13 protein-coding genes and 7 tRNA genes are annotated in these 15,663 nt (G+C 45.6%); 1 reads left to right on the top strand and 19 read right to left on the bottom strand.

What is annotated here, in order from left to right; genetic code table 11:
* Positions 1 to 13: 13 nt before the first annotated feature.
* The 13 genes from NB463_RS20410 to pncC all read right to left on the bottom strand — a co-directional run bounded on the left by NB463_RS20410 (position 14) and on the right by pncC (position 7,958).
* A tRNA-Arg gene (locus tag NB463_RS20410) sits at positions 14 to 90 on the bottom strand.
* Between the two features lie 52 nt (positions 91 to 142).
* Positions 143 to 219, bottom strand: a tRNA-Arg gene (locus tag NB463_RS20405).
* Between the two features lie 52 nt (positions 220 to 271).
* Positions 272 to 348 (bottom strand) — tRNA-Arg (locus NB463_RS20400).
* A gap of 55 nt (positions 349 to 403) precedes the next feature.
* Positions 404 to 480: transfer RNA gene (locus NB463_RS20395), tRNA-Arg, on the bottom strand.
* An 85-nt stretch (positions 481 to 565) separates the two neighbouring features.
* A tRNA-Ser gene (locus tag NB463_RS20390) sits at positions 566 to 657 on the bottom strand.
* Between the two features lie 29 nt (positions 658 to 686).
* Positions 687 to 763: transfer RNA gene (locus NB463_RS20385), tRNA-Arg, on the bottom strand.
* 32 nt (positions 764 to 795) lie between these two features.
* Positions 796 to 887: transfer RNA gene (locus NB463_RS20380), tRNA-Ser, on the bottom strand.
* A gap of 334 nt (positions 888 to 1,221) precedes the next feature.
* Positions 1,222 to 1,419, bottom strand: a complete 198-nt coding sequence (gene csrA, locus NB463_RS20375; RefSeq protein ID WP_004415691.1) for a carbon storage regulator CsrA — start codon at positions 1,417 to 1,419, stop codon at positions 1,222 to 1,224.
* Between the two features lie 92 nt (positions 1,420 to 1,511).
* On the bottom strand, positions 1,512 to 2,699 hold the full coding sequence (locus NB463_RS20370; protein WP_005393869.1) for an aspartate kinase: 1,188 nt from the start codon (positions 2,697 to 2,699) through the stop codon (positions 1,512 to 1,514).
* A gap of 211 nt (positions 2,700 to 2,910) precedes the next feature.
* Positions 2,911 to 5,493 (bottom strand): alanine--tRNA ligase, encoded by a 2,583-nt coding sequence (alaS, locus tag NB463_RS20365; protein WP_005393870.1) that lies wholly within the window; start codon positions 5,491 to 5,493, stop codon positions 2,911 to 2,913.
* Between the two features lie 142 nt (positions 5,494 to 5,635).
* Positions 5,636 to 6,103, bottom strand: a complete 468-nt coding sequence (gene recX, locus NB463_RS20360) for a recombination regulator RecX (protein WP_074191787.1) — start codon at positions 6,101 to 6,103, stop codon at positions 5,636 to 5,638.
* 128 nt (positions 6,104 to 6,231) lie between these two features.
* Positions 6,232 to 7,275, bottom strand: a complete 1,044-nt coding sequence (recA, locus tag NB463_RS20355; protein WP_005393872.1) for a recombinase RecA — start codon at positions 7,273 to 7,275, stop codon at positions 6,232 to 6,234.
* 200 nt (positions 7,276 to 7,475) lie between these two features.
* Complete coding sequence (gene pncC / locus NB463_RS20350; RefSeq protein ID WP_258432151.1) at positions 7,476 to 7,958, bottom strand: nicotinamide-nucleotide amidase; 483 nt, start codon at positions 7,956 to 7,958, stop codon at positions 7,476 to 7,478.
* Positions 7,959 to 8,042: 84 nt separating this feature from the next.
* On the opposite strand from pncC, the gene mutS reads away from it, so the two are divergent.
* Positions 8,043 to 10,604 (top strand): DNA mismatch repair protein MutS, encoded by a 2,562-nt coding sequence (mutS, locus tag NB463_RS20345; RefSeq protein WP_006743294.1) that lies wholly within the window; start codon positions 8,043 to 8,045, stop codon positions 10,602 to 10,604.
* Positions 10,605 to 10,686: 82 nt separating this feature from the next.
* Here the strand turns inward: mutS and rpoS are convergent, their stop codons facing one another.
* The 6 genes from rpoS to ispF all read right to left on the bottom strand — a co-directional run bounded on the left by rpoS (position 10,687) and on the right by ispF (position 15,659).
* On the bottom strand, positions 10,687 to 11,673 hold the full coding sequence (gene rpoS, locus NB463_RS20340) for an RNA polymerase sigma factor RpoS (protein WP_005393877.1): 987 nt from the start codon (positions 11,671 to 11,673) through the stop codon (positions 10,687 to 10,689).
* An 80-nt stretch (positions 11,674 to 11,753) separates the two neighbouring features.
* Positions 11,754 to 12,677, bottom strand: a complete 924-nt coding sequence (locus tag NB463_RS20335) for a peptidoglycan DD-metalloendopeptidase family protein (protein WP_258432150.1) — start codon at positions 12,675 to 12,677, stop codon at positions 11,754 to 11,756.
* A gap of 13 nt (positions 12,678 to 12,690) precedes the next feature.
* The gene (locus NB463_RS20330; RefSeq protein ID WP_074191789.1) at positions 12,691 to 13,317 is read right to left on the bottom strand and encodes a protein-L-isoaspartate(D-aspartate) O-methyltransferase; all 627 of its coding nucleotides are present in this window, start codon (positions 13,315 to 13,317) and stop codon (positions 12,691 to 12,693) included.
* Positions 13,317 to 14,093, bottom strand: coding sequence for a 5'/3'-nucleotidase SurE (surE, locus tag NB463_RS20325; RefSeq protein ID WP_005393882.1), 777 nt, complete (start codon positions 14,091 to 14,093; stop codon positions 13,317 to 13,319). Before surE ends, NB463_RS20330 begins: the two co-directional genes overlap by 1 nt.
* The gene (gene truD / locus NB463_RS20320; protein WP_258432149.1) at positions 14,093 to 15,136 is read right to left on the bottom strand and encodes a tRNA pseudouridine(13) synthase TruD; all 1,044 of its coding nucleotides are present in this window, start codon (positions 15,134 to 15,136) and stop codon (positions 14,093 to 14,095) included. The genes surE and truD overlap by 1 nt, the downstream gene beginning before the upstream one ends.
* Positions 15,137 to 15,182: 46 nt before the next feature.
* Entirely contained in the window at positions 15,183 to 15,659 is a 477-nt protein-coding gene (ispF, locus tag NB463_RS20315; protein ID WP_005393886.1) for a 2-C-methyl-D-erythritol 2,4-cyclodiphosphate synthase, read from the bottom strand.
* Positions 15,660 to 15,663: the final 4 nt, after the last annotated feature.

The raw sequence follows: 15,663 nt of genomic DNA, 5'->3' as shown, positions 1-15,663 counted from the left end.
ACCCTTCAATAAGTGGCGCGTCCTGGAGGATTCGAACCTCCGACCGCCTGGTTCGTAGCCAGGTACTCTATCCAGCTGAGCTAAGGACGCGCAGTTTTCGATATCAACTTTCGTCAACATCAGGGCATTACCCTTTAATAAGTGGCGCGTCCTGGAGGATTCGAACCTCCGACCGCCTGGTTCGTAGCCAGGTACTCTATCCAGCTGAGCTAAGGACGCGCAGTTTTTGATATCAACTTTCGTCAACATCAGGGCATTACCCTTTAATAAGTGGCGCGTCCTGGAGGATTCGAACCTCCGACCGCCTGGTTCGTAGCCAGGTACTCTATCCAGCTGAGCTAAGGACGCGCAATAATCTTATTTTACTTTGTATAACCCGTTTATCAAACGAATTATTAAATAGTGGCGCGTCCTGGAGGATTCGAACCTCCGACCGCCTGGTTCGTAGCCAGGTACTCTATCCAGCTGAGCTAAGGACGCGCAGATCTTCTTGCTAGGAAGTTGTGAAGCAAATCACATTCATTTCTTACGAAACAAAAAAAAGGCCATCGGGCCAGTCAATGAATGGCGGTGAAGGAGGGATTCGAACCCTCGATACGGGATAAACCGTATACTCCCTTAGCAGGGGAGCGCCTTCAGCCTCTCGGCCACCTCACCGTTTTCATTGTTATATCTCAGAAGAGATATGGCGCGTCCTGGAGGATTCGAACCTCCGACCGCCTGGTTCGTAGCCAGGTACTCTATCCAGCTGAGCTAAGGACGCACTTTTTTGTTGATTTCTCAACATTGCAAGAATGGCGGTGAGGGAGGGATTCGAACCCTCGATACGGGATAAACCGTATACTCCCTTAGCAGGGGAGCGCCTTCAGCCTCTCGGCCACCTCACCGTCTTGCGGAGGCACATATTACGTTTTACCGAAAATATGTCAAACACTTTCTTTGAAAAAATCCACGAAACTAACTTAACCGTTGCTGATTTAATCAAAGTGACTATTAAACGAACTTTACCACTCTATTATGATGAAAAAAAGAGAGTCTTCTCTGAAAAAAAGACATTTATTTTCAAACAACTTCCTGGTGTTCGATTCAACAATATTGACGGATTCACGGCCACACTCAACACAATGGTTTCCGCAAATCTTCAAAAACATTAAAGACTAAAAAGGCCAACCCTTCGGTTAGCCTTTTTCATTCAAACTAAGCTCTGTAAACAGGAGCGACTTAGTAGTTACCTGAAGCAACGTTGCCATTGCCTTTTTCAGCTTGAATGCGCATGTAGATTTCTTCACGGTGAACTGAAACCTCTTTCGGAGCGTTAACGCCGATACGTACTTGGTTACCTTTCACACCTAGTACAGTTACAGTCACTTCATCACCAATCATCAGTGTTTCGCCTACGCGGCGAGTCAAAATTAGCATTCTTTGCTCCTTGAGTAATCTCTAAATTTTCTTGCTACAAAGCTATTATCCAACAAAAGTTATATTTTCGTAAACTACCTTGTTAGCGAAAATCAGCCTAAAAAGGCATGTTTTTGTTGAATGTTTAATGCTTCACTAGACGTAATGTAAGCATCATGCAGAATGTTTGCTGCTGTATCCACACATTCGGGTGCTAAAACTAGCATCATAGTGAGTGCATTCGTTGCGCTGAAATTGATCTCAATATCTCGCTTTGCCAACAAATCGCATGCGTGCTCTACCATTCCATTGGCCTCAAGCCCCACTGCGGTCAACAGGCTTACCACTTCACTATTACGGATTTTGTCGCTGAACACCAGATCGAACTTGGCACATGCATCTTGTTTTATCATGATACCTGCCCGTTCTGCTTCCTCGATCACATTCCAAATGTCTATACCCAACATCTGACATTGTTTTGTAGCACTAGATAAATGTTCTTTATCGACTTCGATAATGGCAAGGTCACGTTGAATGGCTATACCAGAGACGGCTTGATTGCCTGACTCCCCCTTTACCAAACTGCCTTCATTAACATCAAATGTCGAAAGCACGCGTAGTGGCACATTATTCTTCCATGCAAATTGCACTGAAGGTAAATGTAATACTTTTGCGCCTCGGCTTGCCATCGCTTCCATTGAAGGAAAATCGATAACCGCCAATTTGCGCGCATTTTTCACTACACGTGGGTCACAAGTATAAATACCATCAACGTCGGTAAAGATTTGACACTCGTCAGCGCGCAATGCGCCCGCCAGTGCCACAGCGCTCGTATCTGAGCCACCTCGACCTAATGTGGTGATATCCCCGTTCTCATTCACACCTTGAAAGCCCGCAACAATCACGATTTGGTCTTGCTCAAGCAATCCCATAATTGTCGTGGTATCAATGTGTTTAATCGTTGCGTCATTGTGTTGATTATCCGTCACAATATTCGCCTGTGCTCCGGTAAGCGAGCGCGCAGCATGACCCATTTTATTCAAAGTCATGGCTAACAGTGCCATTGACACTTGCTCACCAGCAGAGAGCAAAACATCAAGTTCTCGAGCTGTAGGTACGCTATCTATCTGTTTAGCGAGATCCATCAGTCTGTTTGTTTCGCCTGACATTGCAGACACGACAACAACAACTTGATTGCCATCATTTTTCGCCTTAATGATGTGTTCAGCGACTTGGTGGATTCTTTCAATTGAACCCACAGAGGTTCCGCCAAACTTTTGCACGATAAGGGGCTTTTTCACCAGTCTTCACCTTCCCAAGACCGAAGTCTCTTTAGAACTGCTTACATCTTAAATATTTCCTTTGAGAAAAATTATATAAGCAGTAGTTACAACAAAAACCAAGCAGCTTAAATGACTCGGTTAACTTTTGGTCAATTAAACCACTTGGTTGCTAAAAAAAATTACGCTCAATCAAAAAACTTGATTGAGCGTAATTTTATTAGTTAAGAGCTTATAAACGCTCTTCTAGCCAAGGCTGAACTGTTTTGATTGCCTCTGGTAGTGCTGAAACATCAGTACCACCGGCTTGAGCCATGTCTGGACGACCACCGCCCTTACCACCGACTTGCTCTGCAACCATTTTAACCAGATCACCTGCTTTTACTTTACCAGTGAGATCTTTAGTCACACCAGCAATCAAGCCAACCTTGTCACCCGTTACGTTTGCAAGCAGTACAACACCAGAACCCATTTGATTCTTGATGTCATCAACCATGGTACGTAGGTTCTTGCTATCAGCACCTTCAAGGGCCGCAACTAGAACTTTTGTGCCATTTACTTCAACCGCTTTGCCCATGATGTTAGCGCTTTCTGCGGCTGCCATCTTATCTTTTAGCTTCTGCACTTCTTTTTCTAGTGCTTTTGCTTTCTGTGCAGACTCTGCCAGTTTCTCTTCGTACTTCGCATTTTGAGCTTCAATAGCGTCTAATGCCGCCTCGCCTGTTACCGCTTCAATACGACGAATACCAGCTGCAATACCGCTTTCTGATGTGATTTTGAATAGACCAATATCACCCGTGCTTGATGCGTGAATACCACCACAAAGCTCAGTAGAGAAGTCACCCATAGACAACACGCGAACTTCGTCATCGTACTTCTCACCAAACAATGCCATTGCGCCTTTCTTCTTAGCAGACTCAATATCCATCACATTGGTTTCAATCGTGTGGTTACGACGAATTTGTGCGTTTACTAGACGCTCAACTTCTTTCAGTTCTGCTGCAGTTACTGCCTCTAGGTGTGAGAAGTCGAAACGTAGGCTGTCAGCTTTCACTAGTGAGCCTTTCTGCGTTACGTGCTCACCAAGAACTTGGCGTAGTGCTGCGTGTAGCAAGTGCGTCGCTGAGTGGTTAAGAGAGATAGCTGCGCGACGCTCTGCGTCAACGATAGTTGCCACTTCGTCACCTTTCGCTAGCACGCCTTCTGCCATTACACCGTGGTGTGCGATTGCGTTACCGAGTTTTTGAGTGTCTTCAACGCGGAATACACCAGACTCAGTACGGATTTCACCCGCGTCACCACACTGACCGCCTGACTCTGCGTAGAATGGTGTTTCACCAAGTACGATGATGGCTTTGTCGCCCGCAGATAGTGAATCTACTTCGTTGCCTTCAACGAACATCGCTGCGACTGAGCTAGAACCTTTTGTACCTGTGTAACCACAGAATTCTGTTTGCGTATCAACTTTGATTGCTGCGTTATAATCTGTACCGAATTGACCAGCTTCACGCGCACGTTGACGCTGCTCTTCCATCGCTTTTTCGAAACCCTCTTCGTCAATCGCGAACTCACGCTCACGTGCAACGTCGTTAGTGAGATCTGCTGGGAAGCCGTAAGTATCGTAAAGCTTGAATACCGTTTCGCCGTCTAGCACTTTGCCATCTAGGTTATCTAATGCTTCGTTAAGAATTACCATACCGCGCTCAAGTGTACGACCGAAGTTTTCTTCTTCGATACGCAGTACTTTTTCAACCACTGCTTGTTGACGCTTCAGCTCTTCGCCTGCTGTACCCATTACTTCTGCTAATACGCCAACAAGCTTATAGAAGAATGCACCTTGTGCACCTAGCTTGTTACCATGACGTACGGCACGACGAATGATACGACGTAGTACGTAACCACGACCTTCGTTTGAAGGCATCACACCATCAACAATCAAGAATGAACATGAACGGATGTGGTCAGCAATAACGCGTAGCGATTGGTTCGATAGATCTTCATAACCAATAACTTCAGCCGCTGCTTTGATAAGAGTTTGGAATACATCGATTTCGTAGTTTGAGTGAACGCCTTGCATGATTGCAGAGATACGCTCGATACCCATACCAGTATCTACCGATGGTTTTGGTAGCGGTTCCATAGTGCCGTCTGCGTGACGGTTGAACTGCATGAATACGTTGTTCCAGATCTCGATGAAACGGTCACCATCTTCTTCAGGTGTGCCAGGACGACCACCCCAGATGTGTTCACCGTGATCGTAGAAGATTTCAGTACATGGACCACAAGGACCAGTGTCGCCCATTTGCCAGAAGTTATCAGACTCGTAAGGCTTGCCACCTTCTTTGTCACCAATGCGCACGATACGATCAGCAGGCACGCCAACTTTTTTGTTCCAGATGTCGAATGCTTCGTCATCGGTTTCGTAAACGGTTACCAATAGACGATCCGCAGGCAGTTTAAGAACTTCGGTTAGGAATTCCCAAGCAAATGAAATCGCATCTTCTTTGAAGTAGTCGCCAAAGCTGAAGTTGCCTAGCATTTCAAAGAATGTGTGGTGACGAGCGGTAAAGCCAACATTTTCCAGGTCGTTGTGTTTACCACCAGCACGTACACAACGTTGAGCCGTAGTCGCTCGAGTATAGGCTCGTTTTTCTAAGCCTAAGAAACAATCTTTAAATTGGTTCATGCCTGCGTTTGTGAACAGCAGGGTTGGGTCGTTATGTGGAACTAACGATGAACTTTCTACGATTTGGTGTCCTTTGCTTTCAAAGAACTTGAGGAACGCGTTACGAACCTCGTCAGTGCTCATGTACATGCAGCTCTTCCTGAAAATAGTCGAGTTAGAATTTTGCCGTATTGTAGATCATGCAAACAGCTGAGACTAGTTTTCTTGAGGAAAAGAGGGAGTAGAAGAAAAAATTTGAAGCAAAACAAAAATCAGCGCAATTGGATCAACGCTAATCGTGGTCTTCAAAGGCAAGCGCATAGCTAATTTGGTCGAAACTGTAGCCTCGGTATTGTAGAAAACGGACTTGTTTTGCGTATTCTTTTTGGTCCTTGGCTTTGACGCCTTTGAATTTCTTTTCTGCCGCCTGCTTAGCAAGTTCAAACCAGTCTTGTGGTTCTTCAACCATAGCTTGCTCAATCACCGATTCCGCAACACGTTTCTGGTTTAATTCTTGGCGAATTCGACGCTCTCCATGTCCTTTGTATACATGCTGCCGAATTTGGCTCTTCGCATAACGTAAATCATCTAAATAGTTATGGTCTAAGCAAAAATTAATCGCGATTTCGATGTCTGATGCTTCATAGCCTTTCATCGACAGTTTTTGGTACAGCTCATACTGACCATGATCGCGACGGCTAAGCAGTTGGATAGCCGCCTCTTTGCTCGATAATGTTGGTGTCTGGCGCTTTTGGTACATGGTGATCCTAAAAGTATTTTTGCTGTACAGACTCTCAATGGCCTTTGTGATGATTCGATTTTTGATGTCAATAGATACAACAAAGCCCCGCATTGCAGGGCTTTATCACTTTTTAATCTGTGAAGGGATTAAAACTCTTCAGCTTGCTCAGGCGCCTCGCCTGCTTCAGGAGCTTCCGCAAGGGCTGGCGCTAACAACATTTCACGCAATTTAGTATCGATGGTTTTAGCCACTTCAGGATGCTCACGTAGGTAGTTGCACGCGTTCGCTTTACCTTGACCAATCTTATCGCCTTGGTAGCTGTACCAAGCACCAGCTTTTTCAACCAGTTTGTGCTTCACGCCTAGATCTACTAGTTCACCTTCGCGGTTAAAGCCTTGGCCGTACATGATTTGCGTATTGGCTTCTTTAAACGGTGCAGCAATCTTGTTCTTAACCACTTTGATGCGCGTTTCGTTACCAACGACTTCGTCACCTTCTTTGATTGCGCCAGTACGACGAATATCAAGACGAACAGAAGCGTAGAATTTAAGTGCGTTACCACCCGTGGTCGTTTCTGGGTTACCGAACATCACACCAATCTTCATACGGATTTGGTTGATGAAGATACACATACAGTTAGACTGTTTTAGGTTACCTGTTAGCTTACGCATCGCTTGAGAAAGCATACGTGCTTGTAGACCCATGTGGCTGTCGCCCATTTCGCCTTCAATTTCTGCTTTTGGTGTTAGCGCCGCAACTGAGTCAACAACCATAACGTCGATAGCGCCAGAGCGAGCTAGTGCATCACAAATCTCTAGTGCTTGCTCACCAGTGTCTGGCTGAGAAACCAAGAGCGCATCGATATCTACACCAAGTTTCTTCGCGTAGACAGGGTCCAAAGCGTGCTCTGCATCGATAAACGCACAAGTTTTACCTTCACGTTGCGCAGCAGCGATAAGCTCAAGCGTTAGTGTTGTTTTACCTGAAGATTCTGGACCGTAGACTTCTACGATACGACCCATTGGCAGACCACCTGCACCCAAAGCGATATCAAGAGAAAGAGAGCCTGTTGAAATCGTTTCTACGTCCATTGCGCGGTTATCACCAAGGCGCATGATAGAGCCTTTACCGAATTGCTTTTCAATTTGACCTAGCGCAGCGGCGAGCGCTTTCTGTTTGTTCTCGTCCATTACTTTCTCCGATTTATTCATCTTCTTTGGGCGACGAATAGTAATTCATTTTTCTTAAGCAGCTAACCTGCTCAGCAATGAAAGTTATTATACTGTTGATTCATACAGTGTCTATACCTGTATAGAAAAAATTTAGTTCACTGCTTCTAAGGATTTGCTCTAGCCCTTATCAATTCTGGGCTAAGACAGTGTAAGAAATTCTAAATTAAATGTTGATGCAATCGAGTCAATGCATGCATCACCGCTTGTTGACGAACTTCCGCCCTGTCACCATAAAAATGCATGGTCTCAACAAAGAGCCAGTCGTGCTTATCCGCAAAAGCAAAGCAGACGGTTCCAACCGGCTTTTCATCACTGCCTCCTCCCGGTCCAGCAACACCACTGATGGAAACCCCAATAGTAGCATTCGAGTGTTGAAGCGCACCTTGCACCATTTCAATCACAACGGGCTCACTCACGGCACCATGTTCCTCTAAGGTTTCCGCTCTCACACCCAGCATTTCCATTTTGGCTTCGTTGCTGTAAGTGACAAAAGCTCTATCTAACCAACCTGAGCTGCCTGCAATATCAGTAATAGCGGTCGCAACACCGCCACCCGTGCACGATTCTGCCGTCGTTAAAACATGACCATACTTTGCCAATAATGCGCCTAAATCTGCGCTCAATTTTGTTGTTTTTTCCATAGCCAAAATGCCCTTTGTCTCTTTTTACTTGATAGGGATTCACGTATCCTAAGCCGCTACGGAAATAAACAAAAGAATTTACCTGTGAAAGCTGAACAAAAACACACTCCGATGATGCAGCAATACCTCAAGCTAAAAGCTGAGAACCCTGAGATTTTGCTGTTCTACCGCATGGGCGATTTCTACGAACTCTTTTACGATGATGCAAAGCGAGCGTCCCAACTGCTTGATATTTCGCTAACTAAGCGCGGTTCGTCAGCTGGAGAGCCTATTCCTATGGCGGGAGTGCCATTTCACGCAGTAGAAGGCTATCTAGCAAAACTTGTTCAGCTTGGTGAATCAGTCGCAATCTGCGAACAAATTGGCGATCCAGCCACCAGCAAAGGTCCGGTAGAACGTAAAGTTGTGCGTATCGTGACACCAGGCACTGTTACTGATGAAGCATTACTTTCTGAGCGTGTCGATAACTTAATCGCAGCCATTTACCATCACAACGGTAAGTTCGGTTATGCGACGCTGGATGTCACTTCTGGTCGCTTCCAACTGACAGAACCAGAAACCGAAGAAGCGATGACAGCCGAGCTTCAGCGTACCGCACCACGTGAGCTACTATTCCCAGAAGATTTTGAACCTGTACATTTAATGGCGAGCCGCAACGGTAACCGTCGTCGCCCAGTATGGGAGTTTGAGCTTGATACGGCTAAGCAACAACTCAATCAACAGTTTGGCACCAAAGATCTGGTTGGTTTTGGCGTAGAACATGCGTCCTTAGGGTTATGTGCTGCTGGTTGTTTGATCCAGTACGTAAAAGATACTCAACGTACGGCTTTACCTCATATTCGCTCTTTAACGTTTGATCATCAGGATCAATCCGTCATCCTTGATGCCGCTACCCGACGCAACCTGGAAATTACTCAAAATCTAGCAGGCGGAACCGATAACACGCTCGCTGCGGTACTCGACCATTGTGCGACGCCGATGGGCAGCCGAATGCTGAAGCGTTGGTTACATCAGCCTATGCGTTGCATTGAAACGTTAAACAATCGTCTTGATGCGATTGGTGAGATTAAAGAACAAGCGCTGTTTGCCGATCTTCAACCAACGTTAAAACAAATTGGTGATATTGAACGTATCTTAGCACGCCTTGCACTACGCTCTGCTCGCCCTCGCGATATGGCTAGACTTCGCAATGCCATGCAGCAGCTACCAGAGCTAGAATCTGTCACCGCTTCTTTGACCCATCCATATCTAGCAAAACTGGCGCAATACGCAGCTCCGATTGACGAAGTATGTGATCTGTTAGAGCGTGCAATTAAAGAAAATCCGCCAGTTGTTATTCGTGATGGTGGTGTGATCGCTGAAGGCTATAATGCCGAGCTCGATGAATGGCGCAAATTAGCAGACGGTGCAACAGAATACCTTGAGCAGCTTGAGCGAGATGAGCGTGAACGACACGGCATCGATACGCTTAAAGTCGGCTACAACAACGTACATGGCTTCTTTATTCAAGTGAGCCGTGGCCAGAGCCATTTGGTTCCACCGCACTATGTGCGTCGCCAAACACTCAAAAATGCCGAACGCTATATCATCCCAGAGCTCAAAGAGCACGAAGACAAAGTACTTAACTCGAAATCGAAAGCGCTGGCACTTGAGAAACAGCTGTGGGAAGAACTGTTTGATCTATTGATGCCAAATCTGGAGAAGCTGCAGAATTTAGCTTCTGCTCTGTCTCAACTGGATGTACTACAGAACCTAGCAGAGCGTGCAGATTCGTTGGATTACTGCCGACCAACGCTTGTGAAAGACGCTGGCATTCACATTCAAGCGGGTCGTCACCCAGTCGTAGAGCAAGTAACAACAGAACCGTTCATCGCGAACCCAATTGAGCTTAACCCAGCTCGTAAGATGTTGATCATCACCGGTCCAAACATGGGTGGTAAATCCACCTACATGCGTCAAACTGCGCTGATTGCATTGATGGCGCATATCGGCTCTTATGTACCTGCAGAATCTGCACAAATTGGTTCTTTAGATCGTATATTTACTCGTATTGGTGCGTCAGATGATCTTGCATCTGGTCGTTCAACCTTCATGGTAGAAATGACGGAAACCGCTAATATTCTGCACAATGCGACTAAAAACAGTTTAGTGCTAATGGATGAAATCGGTCGCGGTACCAGTACTTACGATGGCCTCTCTTTAGCTTGGGCAAGTGCGGAATGGCTCGCAACACAAATTGGTGCGATGACACTATTTGCAACTCACTACTTCGAATTGACAGAGTTGCCAAACCAACTGCCAAACTTAGCGAACGTTCACTTGGATGCCGTAGAGCATGGAGACAGCATTGCCTTTATGCACGCAGTTCAAGAAGGTGCGGCAAGTAAGTCTTACGGCCTAGCTGTTGCGGGCTTAGCAGGTGTACCAAAAACGGTTATCAAAAATGCGCGTAACAAGCTATCTCAGCTAGAGCAACTAGGGCAAAACAGTGACGCACCACGTCCAAGTGCAGTAGATGTGGCTAACCAATTGAGTCTAATTCCAGAACCTAGCGAGATCGAACAAGCCTTATCTGGTATTGATCCTGATGATTTGACTCCACGCCAAGCACTTGAAGAGTTGTATCGTTTGAAGAAGATGCTTTAAATCGATTCACTTAAGCGAGCGCAAAAGAAAAAAGGCTATGGATAACCATAGCCTTTTACATATCTACTGAAGTACGGATTATTTAATCATCTTCGACGTTAAATAAGTTTTCCATATTCAAACCTTGCTTGATTAAAACTTCACGAAGACGACGTAAACCTTCCACTTGTATTTGACGTACGCGCTCACGTGTCAAACCAATCTCTCGACCAACTTCTTCAAGCGTCGAAGGCTCATAACCTAAAAGACCAAAACGTCGTGCAAGTACTTCTTTCTGTTTTGGATTCAACTCTTCTAACCAATGAATCAGCGATGATTTGATATCGTCATCTTGAGTCGAGACTTCTGGATCGGAGTTGTTTGCGTCGGGAATAATATCCAACAGCGCTTTTTCACCGTCACCACCGATTGGTGTGTCGACAGAACTGATACGCTCATTGAGACGTAGCATTTTGCTTACATCTTCGACTGGAATATCTAACTGAGCAGCAATTTCTTCTGCGGTAGGTTCGTGATCGAGCTTCTGAGAAAGTTCACGCGCAGTACGCAGATAAATGTTCAGCTCTTTCACGACATGAATAGGTAGACGGATCGTACGAGTTTGGTTCATCAACGCACGTTCGATCGTTTGTCGGATCCACCAGGTCGCATAAGTAGAGAAGCGGAAACCACGCTCTGGATCGAACTTCTCGACCGCACGGATCAAACCAAGGTTACCTTCTTCAATCAGATCGAGTAGTGCTAGACCTCGATTACTGTATCGACGAGAGATCTTGACCACCAAACGTAGGTTACTTTCGATCATACGTTTACGTGCCGCTTCGTCGCCACGCAGGGCTCGTCGAGCATAAAGCACTTCTTCTTCGGCAGTAAGTAGAGGTGAGAAGCCAATTTCACCTAGATACAACTGAGTTGCGTCTAAGCTTTTACTGCTCGCGTCAAATTCTTCACGCGCAGCCGTTTTGCTTTCTGTGGATGATGATTTTTCGAGTTCGTTATCAATGGTCTTCACTGACGCATTGTCAAATGCAAACTCTTCAACTTTGGTTACTGTGTTGCTGATACTCATAACGCCTCCCCCTGGCGAGTTAGCAAGACATGACAACTCAATATGTCGCTAAATGATGTCGCAAGTTGTTTTTCAAAGTTTTAAGGCAAATAGCGTTTTGGATTCACCGATTTACCTTGATAGCGAATTTCAAAGTGTAGCTTGACTGATTTAGCACCGGAACTACCCATGGTGGCGATTTTCTGTCCGCTTTTTACACTTTGTCCTTCTGATACCAGCAGTTTGTCATTATGTGCATAGGCGCTTAAATAATTGTCGTTATGCTTTACTATAATTAAGTTGCCATAACCTCGTAGCGCATTGCCTGAATAAACAACGGTGCCGGCTGCGGTTGAAACGATAGGTTGACCACGCTGTCCTGCGATGTCGATACCTTTATTTCCCTGTTCTCCCGCCGAAAAGTTCTTGATTACTCTCCCTTTTGTTGGCCACAACCACTTAGAAACTTTATCACTCTTCGCCGTGGTAACTGGCGCTTTTTGCTTCACTTTTTGGTTATCTTTTGAACCAACATACTCCTTTGTTTTCGATTGTTCAACCTTCTTTGGAGGCTGTTTTTGTACGACTTTAGGCTTAGTCTCTGTAGGTTTTTGACTAGAGTTTTTACTTGAAGTTTTCGGTTTAGAGGCTGCTGATGTTTTCGTCACTGGGGCTGGTGGCGTCGTAACAACAGGAACCACAACGGGTTCAACTTTTTGGCCATATTTAGGGGCGACATATTTCGGAGCCCAAAGTTTTAGCCTCTGTCCAGGGTAGATGGTGTAAGGCTGAGTTAACTCATTGTAACGGACAAGATCATTTACATCTTTATCTGTGACATAAGCTATGAAGTAAAGTGTATCGCCTTTTTTTACCTCATAATAACTCCCTCTGTAACTTCCTCTTTCAAGGCTTGAATAGTCTTTCTTTAAGCTAGAGACAGGTGCAGGAGAATGCGCTGCACAACCAACTAGTCCTGCAGCAAACACAAAGCTAATACCAATATGACGTAATAACTTACTCACCTATCCCTAACCCTTAAGCTAAATCACCCGCAACCAGAGGTACAAATCGAACCATTTCCACAACAGTAGAGAGATATTCATCTCCCTTACGTTCAATTTTTAGTAACTGTTGCTCCGTATCTCCAACAGGAATCACCATCTTACCGCCATCTTTTAATTGTGCGAGAAGTGCTTGGGGGATCACTTCTGCAGCAGCAGTAACAATGATGGCATCGAAAGGACCACGAGCTTCCCAGCCTTGCCACCCATCAGCATGCTTGGTTGAAACATTGTAGATATCCAATTGCTTCAGACGGCGTTTTGCTTCCCATTGCAACGATTTAATTCGCTCAACGGAGTATACATGGTCAACAATTTTCGCCAGTACTGCGGTTTGATAACCGGAACCCGTTCCGATTTCCAGTACGTGACTCGTTGGCTCTAGTTCGAGTAACTCGGTCATACGAGCAACAATATAAGGTTGAGAAATAGTTTGTCCCTGACCAATCGGTAACGCATTGTTATCGTAGGCTTGGTGCATCATCGCTTGAGAGACAAAGCTTTCTCGTGGTAAGCGTTGGATAGCATCCAGAACTCTTTGGTCTTTGATGCCACTGGAGATAAGAAACGCTATCAACCTGTCAGCATGTGGGTTACTCATTACTTCTCTTCCTTTAACCAACTATCCATTGCACGCAGCGATTCATGAGCAGTGAGATCAACTTGCAGAGGCGTCATTGAAACTCGACCATGTTCAATCGCATAAAAGTCGGTGCCCTCACCCGCATCTTGCTCTTTTCCTGGAGGCCCTAACCAATAAATATCATGACCTCTCGGATCTTTCTGCTTAATCATATTCTCTGCGTGATGACGCGCACCTAAACGCGTGACTTCGATTTCGCCCAGGTTTTCCGCTGGTAAGTCAGGCACGTTTACGTTCAATAACCGATTCGTTGGAATCGGAGACGCTAAATGCTGTTGCACAATTTGACGTGCAATTTTTGCGGCAGATTCGAAATGACGCTTACCCACTAGCGAAAAAGCAACCGACTGAACACCAAGGAAATGCCCTTCCATTGCTGCAGCTACCGTTCCTGAGTAAAGAACGTCATCACCCAAATTTGCACCATGGTTGATGCCTGATAAAACAAGATCGGGCAAATCATCTTTCATCAGCTCATTCAGTGCGAAATGTACACAATCTGTAGGCGTTCCTTGCACTGAATAGATATTTGGGGCAATTTCAGTTACGCGTAATGGTTGCTCTAGTGTCAGTGAGTTCGAAGCACCTGAACGGTTTCGATCGGGTGCAACAATGGTCACTTCAGCGATATCTCGCAACTCATCAGCAAGTGCATGAATCCCTTGCGCATGTACGCCATCGTCGTTGCTGATTAAGACTCTTAGGGGCTTCGCGTTTAGTGAATCCTGTTCCATTAGTATTCTCTTTCTACTTCAACCTCATTAACTAACTCACGAACGATAGAGGTTGCAAAAGATCCTGCATCCAGTGAGAAAGTCAGCGTAATATTATTACCTTCAACCGCCCAAGCTAAGTCTTTTGGTTTAAGTGCAATATCTCGACGGTCATGGCGCATACGATTCCCGCGAATCAATGCCATGAGATCAGGCTCTTCATCTAAAAACGGTTGCTCTAATGCCAAAGCCTCAGCTTGAGTAGGCAGTGCATTATCGCCAGCAAGCGCAGCGGTAATTGTCACTTCACCTGCAGCAAATTGTGCTTGTAGATCTGCGATATTGCTTGCATCAATCAACTGAGTGCCAGAACTTGTCTGTGCAATATCACCATCGATGAATTTATCAAACACACCATTTTCTAGACGAGCAGAAACGATACGGTTGAAGATCCACGAACGCGCCGCTGATAAATACATGCTGCGCTTATTTTGATTACGGGTACGAACGTTTTCGCGTCCCCATCGACGTGCTTCTTCAAGGTTGTTGCCATCATTGCCAAAACGCTGACTACCAAAGTAGTTTGGCACACCAACTTGTTTCACTTTTTCAAGGCGTTGCTCTACATCTTCAACGTCAGTCACTTCAGACAAAGTGACAACAAACTCGTTCCCTATTAAGTCTCCTGGACGCAGTTTTTTGTTGTGTCGATCAGTCGCTAAGATCTCAATACTCGGATATTGAGCTAGGAATGCCGAGAAGTCCGGCGTTTCCCCTTTCGGTAAATGGACACTCAGCCATTGTTCCGTCACGGCATGGCGGTCTTTAAGGCCTGCCCAGCTAACGTCTTTCGACTTTACGCCACAAGCTTTCGCCAACTCATTCGCAACAAAACTGGTATTTTCTCCAGTTTTCCGAATGCGCACCATTAGGTGCTCGCCTTCGCCCGTAAAGGCAAAACCTAAATCCTCACGAACCTGAAAATGTTCTGGTTGCGCTTTGATTTTTGCCGATGCAACAGGCTTACCCGTTAGATAAGCCAATGAAGATAAAATATCTGACATGATGTTTTTCCGCTGTTTACACAGCATTAAGGAGCAAGTTGGTTAATTATTGCTTGAACAGAAGCACCACGGCTTCCGTTGCAATGCCTTCTTTGCGTCCAGTAAAACCGAGACGCTCTGTCGTCGTCGCTTTTACGTTAATGTTACTAATATCGGTTTCTAGGTCTTCCGCAATCGCCGCACACATCGCGTCAATATGAGGTGCCATCTTAGGTGCTTGTGCCATGATGGTGACATCGGCATTACCAAGGCGGTAGCCTTGCTCTTTGACACGACGATAAACGTCTTTCAACAATTCGCGGCTATTAGCCCCTTTCCATTTATCGTCGGTATCCGGGAAGTGACGACCAATATCACCCGCAGCAATCGCCCCGAGTAGCGCATCAGTCAAAGCATGAAGTGCAACATCACCATCTGAGTGGGCTACTAAGCCCTGCTCGTAAGGGATAGCAACACCACCGATAATGACCGGGCCTTCACCACCAAATTTATGCACGTCAAAACCGTGACCAATTCGAATCATTTTT

It is taken from the genome of Vibrio sp. RM-41-2B (assembly GCF_024744415.1).
Taxonomy (GTDB): Bacteria; Pseudomonadota; Gammaproteobacteria; order Enterobacterales; family Vibrionaceae; genus Vibrio; species Vibrio diabolicus.
This window is presented reverse-complemented; position numbering and strand designations above follow the sequence as displayed.

Excerpts from the sequence above, each read along its gene's own strand:
- csrA (WP_004415691.1), bottom strand. The coding sequence starts at position 1,419 with ATGCTAATTTTGACTCGCCGCGTAGGCGAAACACTGATGATTGGTGAT.
- alaS (WP_005393870.1), bottom strand. The coding sequence starts at position 5,493 with ATGTACATGAGCACTGACGAGGTTCGTAACGCGTTCCTCAAGTTCTTT.
- recX (WP_074191787.1), bottom strand. The coding sequence starts at position 6,103 with ATGTACCAAAAGCGCCAGACACCAACATTATCGAGCAAAGAGGCGGCT.
- recA (WP_005393872.1), bottom strand. The coding sequence starts at position 7,275 with ATGGACGAGAACAAACAGAAAGCGCTCGCCGCTGCGCTAGGTCAAATT.
- pncC (WP_258432151.1), bottom strand. The coding sequence starts at position 7,958 with ATGGAAAAAACAACAAAATTGAGCGCAGATTTAGGCGCATTATTGGCA.
- rpoS (WP_005393877.1), bottom strand. The coding sequence starts at position 11,673 with ATGAGTATCAGCAACACAGTAACCAAAGTTGAAGAGTTTGCATTTGAC.
- NB463_RS20330 (WP_074191789.1), bottom strand. The coding sequence starts at position 13,317 with ATGAGTAACCCACATGCTGACAGGTTGATAGCGTTTCTTATCTCCAGT.
- surE (WP_005393882.1), bottom strand. The coding sequence starts at position 14,093 with ATGGAACAGGATTCACTAAACGCGAAGCCCCTAAGAGTCTTAATCAGC.
- truD (WP_258432149.1), bottom strand. The coding sequence starts at position 15,136 with ATGTCAGATATTTTATCTTCATTGGCTTATCTAACGGGTAAGCCTGTT.
- ispF (WP_005393886.1), bottom strand. The coding sequence starts at position 15,659 with ATGATTCGAATTGGTCACGGTTTTGACGTGCATAAATTTGGTGGTGAA.